We start from the raw sequence: 11807 nt of genomic DNA on the forward strand, positions 1-11807 counted from the left end.
GCGAGGAAGCTGAGGTACTGGTTGAGAGCTTAAAGCAGGGTATAAAATAATTATGGCAGAAGCAACAACACTTGAAAAACCGCGGAGATTTGCTGCCCTTCAGCACAGGAATTTTACACTTCTTTGGACGGGACTTATTGTATCTAATGCCGGTACCTGGATGCAGAATGTTGCCCAGGGGTGGCTGGTACTGCAGCTGACGAATTCACCATTGTGGCTTGGACTTCTGGGCCTGAGCTTTGCTCTTCCTATGATTATCCTTCCTTTCTTTGGAGGAGTAACCGTCGACAGGATTAACCGCATCAGGCTTCTTTATATCACACAGACCGGCATGATGATAACTGCATTTGTACTTGCCATACTGACATGGCTGCACATGGTCTCGGTTTATCACATACTGGCAGCTTCTTTTACCGGAGCCGTATTTCTGGCATTTGATAACCCTGCCAGGCAGGCTCTGGTGCCGGACCTGGTACCGAGAGAGGACCTATTGAACGCCCTGTCGCTTAATTCGGCAACTTTTACGGGAGCAGCCTTAATTGGTCCTGCAGTTGCAGGGGCTCTTCTGGGAATACTTGGAGCAGGGAGCCTTTTCTTTATAAACGGCCTTACTTTTCTTGCCGTATTATTTGCCCTGGCTTCAATGAAAGATGTACGCACACATAGCGGCGGTCAGAAAACGTCGATTAAGGACTCAGTCCTTGCGGGGCTTTCCTACGCATGGAAATCGCGTTTTATACTGGCGCTTCTGGCACTTTCAACTGTCACGGCTATTTTCGGGCGTTCTTATCAGAATCTCCTGCCTATATTTGCGCGCGACATATGGCGCAGCGGAGCCTACGGCTACGGGCTTCTTCTTGCTTCCTCGGGCGGCGGGGCGCTTGTGGGGGCTTTTGCGCTTGCTTCATTCAGTAACGTCAGGCGCCCCGGCGTGGTGCTTGTCATTTCCGGACTGGTATTCAGTATTTCCATTATACTCTTTGCGGAAAGTACGAGCCTGATTCTGGGAATAATATTTCTTTTTATTAACGGCGTCTCGGCAACGGCAGTTGGAACCATTATTGCAACATTTATTCAGGTTACCGTGCCAAATGAACTCAGGGGGCGCATAATAAGCCTTTATACAATTACGCTAATCGGCCTGCCCGCGCTTGGTTCTCTTGGAAGCGGTGCCGTGGCCGAACTGCTCGGAGGAATTCAGGGCGCCCCGAGGGCGGTTTTAATCGGGGGTGTAATAGTTGGAGTTATAATAATCTTTACAGCCCCGCTGTTCTGGAAGAAAATAATGAGCCGTGAGGAAAAATAATTACCAGGCCTTAAGGATATAAAGCACCCTTAAGGCCTGAATTTAATCAAATTTACGCATATCCATTTTCTCTCCGCTTTTCCCCTCTATGTTAATTTTTAAACTTTCTTAGTGAATATTACTGTCTAATCAGTATAGAAATGAAAAGTGAATTTAGTTTTCTGAATCCTTCCAAGAAGGAGGATCTTACTATTAACAGGAGAAAATTTTTATGAAATATCTTAAATATGCGGCAGCAGTGGTTCTGGCAGGGCTTTCCTTATTCGGGTGCTCCGGAAGCTCCGAGGTTGAAAGCTCATTTAATAACAGCCAGATTAAAATTGATGGCAGCCAGACCGACTGGGCAGGCAGCCTGAAGACTGTTAAAGACGATAACATGGCCTACGGCTTTAAGAACGACGGGCAGAATCTTTATCTCTGCCTGGTTACTTCGGATGCCTCGAAGGCGATGAGGATTCTGACAATGGGCCTTACCATCTGGCTCGATCCCGGAAGTTCAAAGGATGTAATCGGAGTGAAATTCCCCTTAAGGCCTGAAAGAGGTGAGATGAGGGATTTCAGAATGCAGATGCCTCAGGACAGTACTTCCCCGCGCGGGCGTGAAGAGAGAATTCAAAAACTGATTTCCATGCAAAAAGAGCTTACAGTTACAAATAAAGACGATCTGCCGCTCTATACATCCGAAATAGCATCGGCTAAAGACTTTCAGGCAGGCATCAGCTACCAGAAAGACCAGTTTGTCTATGAACTGAAGGTTCCCCTGGAGGGCAGCGGCGCGCAGACTGTACTAAAGACCCGTCCCGGAGAGGATGTTGAGGTGAAGATTGAAACAGGGAAAATTGATATGACCCAGCGCGGGGGCGGAATGCGTATGGGATCCGGCGGCCAAGGCGGCAACCGTCCACCCATGGGAGGCGGTAGAGAAGGCGGAGGCAGCGGACGCCGTGGCGGAGGCGGAGAAAGAGGCGGAATGAGACAAAACTTCAAGCCGCTTGACTATACCTTTGAGGTCAAACTGGCTAAATAGACGTCAAAAATTGTTAAATACTGACGTCTTCCGCTCCTGAAGGCACATGCGCCCTTTAAGGAGCGGTTGTTTTTTTTAGAAATATTTTGCTTATTAAGCCCTTTAATTAATTATGAATAAAACCTGCTTCGGCTTAATATTACTTTAATACAATGAATATACTGGTCTCCTGCTTGTCAAAATCGTGGGGCGGAATGGAGATGTTCGTAATCTCCAGCATCAAACTGCTCTTAAAAGAAGGTCACTCTGTTGCGCTGGCTTCAATCGAAAACAGTCCTATAGATAAAGAATCCCGCAGGCTGAATGTTAAAAGCGTAAATTTTGACGCATCGCCGCTAAGCTTAAAAAGCATTAAGATTTTCAAGAAAACTCTGCAGAATGAGAAAATTGAACTCATTCATACGCATTTTTCAAAGGACCTCTGGCTTATCGTTCCCGCCCTGAAGCTCTCAGGACTTAGAACCCCTGTTGTAATGACAAAGCATATTGGATCTGCAATCGAAAAAAAAGACCTGCTGCATAACTTTATTTACAGGCGCCTGGACTGTGCCATTGCAATTTCGGAAGTAATAAGGCAGAATCTTCTTGATACTACCGTGCTGGGCGAAAAAAAGGTGGCTCTAATTCATAATTTTATTGATATAAATAAGTTTGTAAAAAACGATGACTCCTCTGATCTGAAAAAGGAATTTCAAATAACCCCTTCACAAACCGTAATCGGTATGGTGGGCAGGATAAGTCCCGGAAAAGGGCATGAGGATGTAATTGAAGCCGTAAGAGTTATAAGCCAGGATGAGCCGGATATCAAAGTTATTATTGTCGGGACTTCCCAGGAAAATGAAAGGCAGTACGAGGCAGGGTTAAAAGAAAAGGTCAGGCAGTATGGTCTGGATAAATACTTTATTTTTACGGGATTTAGAAAAGACATACCGGAACTTCTTTCACTTTTTGACATATTTTTGTTCCCCTCGCATGCCGAGGCATTCGGGCTCTCACTTCTTGAGGCTATGGCAGTGGGGCTTCCGAATGTTGTGTGTTATTCAGACGGCGTTAAGGATATTGCGCTTGAAGATGTTACAAGCCTGACCTATGGCCGGGGCGAATATGAAAAGCTTGCCGGACATATTAAAAATCTGCTTTCAAACCCGGAACTTAGGACACGGCTTTCAGAAAATTCAATGAAAAGGGTGAAACTCTTCAGTCCTGAAGTCTTTCAGGAGAAAATTGAAACGCTCTACCGTAATCTTGTCCTTAAAAAAGAAGCCCACTAAATAATAAAGTGAATCTAAGGCCTGATTTTGATAGATTGTTTCATATGCAGCATAAGAAGATAGAATAAGAAATATCAGGGATATGGCATTAAAGTTTAGTTTTAAGAATATAGGGATACTGGATTCGGCAAGAAATATTTTCCGCAATACGTTTTCCTCATTAAAGGTCAGAAATTACCGCCTGTATTATATCGGACAGGGCATTTCACTTCCCGGCACATGGATGCAGAGGATTGCGCAGGCCTGGCTTGTACTTAAGCTTACCGGCTCGGGAACGTCACTGGGGCTTGTTACGGCGCTGCAGTTCCTGCCGGTACTTCTTTTTACACCTTTAGGCGGTGTAATTGCAGACCGTTATTCAAAGCGTAACCTGCTTTACATTACGCAGGCGTGCCAGGGCATCTCGGCACTAATACTGGGCATTGTGGTGGTAACAAACACAGTCCAGCTCTGGATGATTTATATATTGGCCGCGTTTTTCGGGCTGACAAATTCAGTAGATAACCCCACACGTCAAACCTTTGTATTTGAGATGGTTGGGCGTAAAGAGCTCAGCAATGCCGTAACACTGAACTCAATAGAAGTTAACCTCGCCCGCGTCATCGGCCCTGCAATTGCGGGAGTTATAATTGCCGGGGCAGGACTCGCCTTGTGTTTTTTCTTAAATGCCGCTTCATTTGTTGCGGTCCTCTTCTGCCTTTTCATGATGAGGAAAGAGGAGCTTCATACGGCTGAACGCGTAAAGAAAATAAAAGGGCAGCTTCTGAAAGGTTTCCGGTACGTAAAAAATGAACCGATGCTGCGCCTTGTGCTCATTATGATGGGTATTATAGGAACGCTTGCATATGAGTTTGAGGTCAGCCTGCCTTTAATTGCAAAATATACGTTTCATGGTGATGCCGACAGCTATGCTCTGCTGACCTCGTCCATGGGGGTCGGTGCAGTAGTAGGCGGGCTTGCCACGGCAGGCAGAAGAAGGACTTCGCCCTACAGCATTGTAATTACACTTTTCCTGTTCGGTACCTCAATACTTTTTACTGCCATATCGCCGGGGCTTCATTTTGCGGCGCTAACAATGGTATTTGTAGGTGTATTCTCAATAAGATTTATGACACTGGGCAACACAACGCTTCAGCTTGAAAGCGCACCTGAGATGAGGAGCAGGGTAATGTCGCTCTGGACAATTGCATTTCTGGGATCAACTCCCATCGGGGGGCCTATTGTAGGGTGGCTTTCAGAATACACAAATCCCCGCTGGGGACTTGCACTCGGAGGAATTGCAGCGCTTTTAGCCGGAGTGTTCGGATATTTTTCAATAAGGAGCTATCTGGCTAAAAAATATCCGGAAGGAGTTCCCGAGCCCACAGGCGCCGCAGAGGCAAATAAATAAAACTGCCGGCTGGTCAGCCGTGGCGAATCAAAATAATAATTCTTATATTAATACAAATATGCACTGGTTTTATTCAATTGGGTTTGACAATATAAATTTATTTAACTATTTTTCGCGAAAATTAAAGCGGACTTTTTGATTTTAATGAATTACCCGATAAATACATACAGCACTGCTATAATGCACACCACAATGTGGATGACACCAACCCCTTATACGGGCTAAAGTTGGCAGTGTATAATTTTACATTTTTTAAGAAACCGACTTCAGCCCGCTAAAGCCGGTTTTTTTGTTTTTAAACCAGACGGAATAAAATGAAAGTTCTAAAATTTGGCGGTTCTTCGGTGAGTTCACCCGAAAGAATTAAAAATGTTATCGATATAGTATCCAAGGATCACGGCAATGGAAGTGACACGGTTGTCATTTTCTCGGCCTTCCAGGGAATAACCGACACACTTGTTGAAGCAGGGCTCAGAGCAGCCTCAGGCGACGCCTCATACCAGCTGCTCTTTGACAAGATCCAGGCGCGGCATCTTGAAGCCGTTAAAGAGCTCGTCACGGAAGAGCGGCTCCCAATTGCGGTTGAAACCGTCTCTAAACTCATAAGCGACCTTAAGCAGGTGCTCTACGGCATCTGCCTGGTAAGGGAAATATCTTCCAGGAGCATGGATTACATTATGAGCTTCGGTGAAAGATTTTCAGCCTATATTATCTCTGAGGCTTTCCTTTCGCGCGGTATCCGTGCGGGATTCTTAGACAGCCGAGAGGTAATTAAAACCGATAAGACTTTCGGAAATGCTATAGTGGACTTTGTGGCAACAGGGGAACTCATAAGAAGCTGCTTTGAAGATAAGGACTGCCTGCAGATTGTAACGGGCTTTATCGGAAGCACACCGGATAACGAGACAACCACTTTGGGGCGCGGAGGTTCGGATTATTCAGCCTCCATATTCGGCTCTATACTTAACGCCGATGAAATTGAGATCTGGACGGACGTAGACGGCGTAATGACGGCAGACCCGCGGAAGGTAAAAAAGGCATTTTCAATTGAAACCATGAGCTATGACGAGGCCATGGAAATGTCTCACTTCGGTGCCAAGGTAATCCATCCGCCAACAATGCGCCCGGCAATGATGAAGAATATTCCGATAAGGATTAAAAATACTTTTAACCCTTCTTTTCCGGGTACTTTAATAACCCTTAACGGCAACGGGAAGAAGAACCTTATTACCGGAATAACTTCAATCGGCAACGTCGCCTTAATAAGGGTACAGGGCAGCGGTATGGTAGGTGTAGCCGGCGTTGCACGCAGAATATTCGGCGCAATGGCCGACGGCGCAATAAATATTATCCTTATTTCACAGGCTTCATCGGAACATTCAATATGTTTTGCAATTCTGCCCAAGTTTGCACAAAAGGCAAAAGAGCTGATTGAAAAGGAACTCAGATATGAAATATCCGAGGGATTCGTTAACCAGGTTGTGGTTGAAAGCAACCTTGCCATTGTTGCCGCCGTGGGTGGAAATATACGCGGCACTTCGGGCATTTCAGGCAAGGTGCTGCAGGCACTGGGGCGTAACGGTATCAATATCGCAGCCATCGCGCAGGGTTCCTCGAAACTAAATATATCAATGGTAATTCCGAAGCACGATGAGTCCAAGGCGCTTAACGCCATACACGACGCCTTCTTCCTGTCGGACTTAAAATCGATCAACCTATTTGTAGTGGGAACGGGACTCATCGGACGGACGCTCTTCCAGCAGATTAAAAACCAGCTGGAGTTTTTATACAGCCATCTTAAAATTGAAATTAAAATAATTGCTGTAGCCAATACCCGCAAAATGCTCTTTGACTATGAAGGTATTGACGTCGAAAAGTGGGAGGAAAGGCTTTTTGGCGAGGGGGAAGAATCTAACCCGGATCTGTTTGTTGAAAGGATGATTAAGAGCAACCTGCCGAACAGCGTTTTTGTGGACTGTACTTCAAGTGAAGTAATAATGCTGAAGTATCTTGAGATCCTTTCTTCTTCAATTTCAATTGTTACTCCGAATAAGAAAGCAAATTCAAGCAATTATGAGTACTACCTGCAGCTCCAGAAGGCAGCCCAGAAGCACAGCGTAAACTTCCTCTATGAGACAAACGTGGGTGCGGGGCTCCCGGTAATAAGCACACTGCACGACCTGGTCTTCTCGGGCGACAAGGTACATAAGATTGAAGGCGTCTTAAGCGGTACTTTAAGCTACATATTTAACGTATTTAATGGCAAGAGCTCATTCTCCTCAATTGTGCTCGACGCCAGGAAAAAGGGCTACACGGAGCCTGACCCGAGGGAAGACTTAAACGGACTTGACGTGGCGCGCAAGCTTCTGATACTCGTGCGCGAATCGGGCTACAAACTTGAGCTTGAAGATATAAAGGTTGAAAACCTTATACCTGAAGATCTGCGCGGGGATATAAGCCTGGATGAATTCCTGGAAAAGCTCAGCTGCTACGACTATTACTACGAAGAGAAAAGAAGCAAGGCGGCAAAGGAAGGAAAACTCCTGCGCTATATAGCCTCATATAAGGATGGCAAGGCTGAGATTAAACTGACTGCCGTAGACAGCCATCATCCATTTTATTCACTGACCTCGAACGACAATATTATTGCATTTACCACGGTGTACTACAATGAGCGCCCGGTTGTTATTCAGGGCCCGGGAGCCGGTGCTGTTGTTACTTCGGGAGGCGTTTTTGCCGATATTGTCAGAATTGCAAATTATCTCTTTAACCGCTAGAATATTTAATGGAGAATGTATGAAAAAAGAGGTCAGGGTTTTTGCTCCCGCTTCAGTCTCAAATGTAGCCTGCGGCTTTGACGTGATGGGTTTTGCCATTGACTATCCGGGCGATGAGGTGGTCTTAAGGCTTACGGACAAGCCCGGAGTGAGAATTACTAAAATTACGGGTGACGGAGGGAAGCTTCCTTTGAACCCAGAGGAGAATACTGCCGGGGCACCTGTCATTGCAATAAGGAGCTATGCGGGTTTTAACGGGGGAATTGAAATTGAAATTCATAAGAAAATGCCCCTTGGAAGCGGGCTGGGCTCAAGCGCCGCAAGTGCGGTTGCGGCGGCATTTGCTGCCGATAAGCTCCTGGAGTTGAACCTCTCAAAAGATAAGCTCCTGGAGTTTGCAATTATGGGAGAAAGAATAGCAAGCGGGGCCGTTCATGCAGATAACGTGGCTCCAGGCCTTTACGGGGGTTTTATTCTTATAAGAGGCTATAACCCGCCGGACATAGTTGAAATTCCCGTGCCGGAAAATCTCTTCTGCACAGTGCTTCACCCCGATATTGAGATCAATACAAAAGAGTCGCGCAGGCTGCTTCCAAAACAGGTATCTCTTGAAGACGCAAAGGTGCAGTGGGGCAACGCCGCGGGTCTTATTGCAGGACTGATGAAAAGTGACTACGGGCTTATTTCGCGCTCGCTTCAGGATGTAATAATTGAACCAGCAAGAAAGTCCACTATACCCTGCTATGAAAATATCAAGGGAGCCGCTTTGGATGCCGGTGCACTTGGGTGCAATATTTCAGGAAGCGGGCCTTCCATATTTGCACTTTCAGATTCACTTGAAACTGCACAAATGGCGGGAATGAAAATGCGCCTGGCAATGGATGAAAATATAGAAGGCGAAATTTATGTCTCACGCATCAACAGGCAGGGGCCAGTTGTAATTGAATCGAAATAATTTAAATCAGGTTATAGCTAATGCAGTTTTACAGTACAAAAGATAAGAACCTCAGAGTATCATTAAAAGAGGCGGTGCTTCAGGGGATTGCGCCCGACGGGGGGCTTTTTATGCCCCTGGATATCCCTCCCTTTAACGGGAATTTCATTAAAAGTCTTTCCGGTATGTCATTCCAGGAAATTGCATATGAAGCCGCATCACTTTTTTCGGAGGGTGAAATTCCAAAAAGTGATCTGAAACATATTGTTGAAGATGCATTTAACTTTCCTGTTGTTGTAAAATCCTTATCTGACAGCCTGGCTGTGCTTGAACTTTACCACGGGCCTACACTAGCCTTTAAGGACTTTGGCGCAAGGTTTACTTCAAGACTGATGTCGTATTTCCTCAAGGGAGAAAAAAAGGAAATAACAATTCTTGTTGCTACAAGCGGGGACACGGGAAGCGCCGTTGCAAACGGATTCTTTAACACTGAAGGAATTAAGGTTGTGTTATTGTATCCTTCGGGCAAGGTGAGCAATATTCAGGAGCATCAGCTTACAACAATCGGCGGCAACGTTACGGCCCTGGAAGTTGAAGGCACTTTTGATGACTGCCAGAGGCTTGTTAAGGAAGCCTTTATGGACAGGGAGCTGAGTACAAGAGTAAACTTAAGCTCTGCAAATTCAATTAACTTTGCAAGGCTCCTTCCGCAGAGCTTTTATTATGTGTACGCCTGGTCTAAACTAAAGACAAAAGATAATGAAATTATTTTTTCTGTTCCGAGCGGAAACCTGGGGAACCTTACTGCAGGACTTATGGCCTCAGAGATGGGACTTCCTGTAAAACGTTTTATCGGGGCTGTAAATCAAAATTCAGTTTTATCAGACTACATTTCAAGCGGAAAGCTCAGAGTCAGGCCCTCGGTTCAGACAATATCAAATGCCATGGATGTCGGCAACCCGAGCAACATTGCCCGCATATTTGATTTATATAAGGATTCTTACGAAAAGATAAAAAAGGTCATCTTCAGCACCAGCATCAGTGATGAGGGGACCAGAAAAGCAATAGCTGAAGTCTACGAGTATTTCTCATATATAATTGATCCACACGGGGCTGTTGCCTATGAGGCCTTAATGGAGTATCCGGAAAATCTGAGGGCAAGTGCAGTATCGGTTATACTTGAAACTGCGCACCCGGCAAAATTTCCTGAAGTAATTGAAGAGGCTATTAACACAAAAGTGGAAACTCCGGAGAAGCTTCTGGATGCGCTGAATAAAAAGAAGGAGTCAGTTAAAATCAGCAGCAGCTATCCGGATTTGAAACAGTTTCTTTTGTCAAAATAAAAAATGGCGCTTTTTTTAAGGAGCGCCATTTTTTTTTCTTAAGAAATGTTTTCTGTAAGTTATAACTTCAGTTCTCTTAATTTAGGAGCAAGTTTTCTTACACTTGCCACAACTGCAAGCGTCATGCTGCCGCCGAAAACCACCGATGGTATAAGCCCCAGGAGTTTTGCCGCAAGCCCCGACTCAAAAGAACCAAGCTCATTTGAAGATCCGATAAAAATTCCGTTTACGGCAGAAACCCTTCCGCGCATATCGTCAGGCGTATAAAGCTGTATGATGGTTGCCCTTATAACCACGCTTACGTTGTCGAACATTCCGCTTAAGAGCAGAATGAAAAGCGACAGGTAAAAATTCTTCGACAGTGCAAAAGATATAATGCAGAGCCCGAATCCGAAAACGGCAAAAAGCAGGTTCCGCCCGGCTTTCTTAAAAGGGGGGTAGTGCGCCTGAATGATGGACATTGCTATTGCGCCAAGAGCCGGAGCAGCCCTCAGAAATCCAAGTCCTTTGGCTCCGGTATGCAGCACCTGGTCGGCAAAAATTGGAAGCACTGAAACCGCGCCGCCGAAGAAGACCGCAAACATATCAAGGCTTAAGGCGCTTAAGACCATCTGGTGTCCGAAGACAAATTTAAGTCCCGAGGACAGGCTTTCCCACACGTTTTCTTTTCTTGTGCGTTCAGGCATCGGCTTTTTCTTTACAGCGACAAAAAATATCCAGCCTATTGCAGAGAAGATAACGACGGTAGTATAGGCTGATCCCACGCCGAAAAATCCGTAGATGAGTCCGCCTATTGCGGGGCCTGCAACTTCAGCCACCTGCCAGGAAACGCTGTTCCATGTAGAGGCGTTGCCCAGGAGCTCTCTTGGTATCAGCTGCGCCATAAAGGCGAACTGTGCCGGAGACATGAAGCCGCGGGCAAGGCCCGTAATAAAAATTATGAGGTATATTGGCATTGCGCCGTATGAAACCAGTACCGGGTGCAGCTGAGTCGAAACGAATAGAAGCGCTGCAGCACAGATAAAGTAAACAAGGCCTGAAAGAACAATGATTTTTTTGCGGTTTACAATGTCGGCCACGTGTCCGGCAAAAAGCGTTACACAAAGGAAGGGGACCACCTCGGCTATTCCTATCATTCCAAGAGAAAGCGCGTCGTGCGTAAGGGCGTAGACCTGCCAGCCCACAACTACTGACTGCATCTGTATTGCCAGAGTTAAGATAAACCTGGCGACAATGAACCATCGAAAGTCTTTTAATCTTAAAGACGCATATGCGTCGTTTGAATTTAAGTTATATTCCACTAATTGTTATATCCCATTAATCAAAAAAATGTGCCCCCAAACCTACGTCAAAATTAAAACTTTTACAATTTCCAAATTAGGACAAGTAGGAATTTATTACGCTTAACTGCGGGAGCTTATCTTAATGATATAAAAGAGCCTAATTGCATTTTAACCTTTACTGCTTTCTACTATTTATCCATAATAAAATGTGTAATAGCAAGAAAGATCATTCGTTAGGAAAGGTCAATAAGAAAATGAAACTGGATAAGCGGAGGGATTATCTTTTGGCACAGCTTTGAATTTCTTCGCATGCTTTAGGGTAACTCCATTACGGCTTAAACCTTCATTCCGTTGCCTAAAAGCTTTTAATTGAATAATTGGCTATGTTTGGACTGACATTTCTAAATTGCTATTACATTCCCCGTATTGACTCATAATAAAATGTAACTTTGGATAAGATTCGTTGACTCATAATA

Annotated in this window: 8 protein-coding genes; 7 read left to right on the forward strand and 1 reads right to left on the reverse strand. The window is 45.2% G+C overall.

Annotated features, from left to right (window positions below; genetic code table 11):
• Positions 1–52 precede the first annotated feature (52 nt).
• From HF312_03180 to thrC, 7 genes are all read left to right on the forward strand, one after another.
• Positions 53–1306, forward strand: coding sequence for an MFS transporter (locus HF312_03180; GenBank protein MCU7519190.1), 1254 nt, complete (start codon positions 53–55; stop codon positions 1304–1306).
• Positions 1307–1517: 211 nt separating this feature from the next.
• Positions 1518–2333, forward strand: a complete 816-nt coding sequence (locus tag HF312_03185; GenBank protein ID MCU7519191.1) for a hypothetical protein — start codon at positions 1518–1520, stop codon at positions 2331–2333.
• 194 nt (positions 2334–2527) lie between these two features.
• The gene (locus HF312_03190) at positions 2528–3604 is read left to right on the forward strand and encodes a glycosyltransferase family 4 protein (GenBank protein MCU7519192.1); all 1077 of its coding nucleotides are present in this window, start codon (positions 2528–2530) and stop codon (positions 3602–3604) included.
• Between the two features lie 82 nt (positions 3605–3686).
• Entirely contained in the window at positions 3687–4994 is a 1308-nt protein-coding gene (locus HF312_03195) for an MFS transporter (GenBank protein MCU7519193.1), read from the forward strand.
• A gap of 314 nt (positions 4995–5308) precedes the next feature.
• On the forward strand, positions 5309–7771 hold the full coding sequence (gene thrA / locus HF312_03200) for a bifunctional aspartate kinase/homoserine dehydrogenase I (GenBank protein ID MCU7519194.1): 2463 nt from the start codon (positions 5309–5311) through the stop codon (positions 7769–7771).
• 19 nt (positions 7772–7790) lie between these two features.
• A complete protein-coding gene (locus tag HF312_03205; GenBank protein MCU7519195.1) occupies positions 7791–8726 on the forward strand; it encodes a homoserine kinase in 936 nt (311 codons plus the stop codon).
• A 20-nt stretch (positions 8727–8746) separates the two neighbouring features.
• Positions 8747–10048 (forward strand): threonine synthase, encoded by a 1302-nt coding sequence (gene thrC / locus HF312_03210; GenBank protein MCU7519196.1) that lies wholly within the window; start codon positions 8747–8749, stop codon positions 10046–10048.
• 59 nt (positions 10049–10107) lie between these two features.
• Here thrC and HF312_03215 read toward each other — a convergent pair whose 3' ends face one another.
• Positions 10108–11349, reverse strand: coding sequence for an MFS transporter (locus tag HF312_03215; protein MCU7519197.1), 1242 nt, complete (start codon positions 11347–11349; stop codon positions 10108–10110).
• Between the last annotated feature and the right edge of the window lie 458 nt (positions 11350–11807).

Source organism: Ignavibacteria bacterium (assembly GCA_025612375.1).
Classification (GTDB): domain Bacteria; phylum Bacteroidota; class Ignavibacteria; order Ignavibacteriales; family SURF-24; genus JAAXKN01.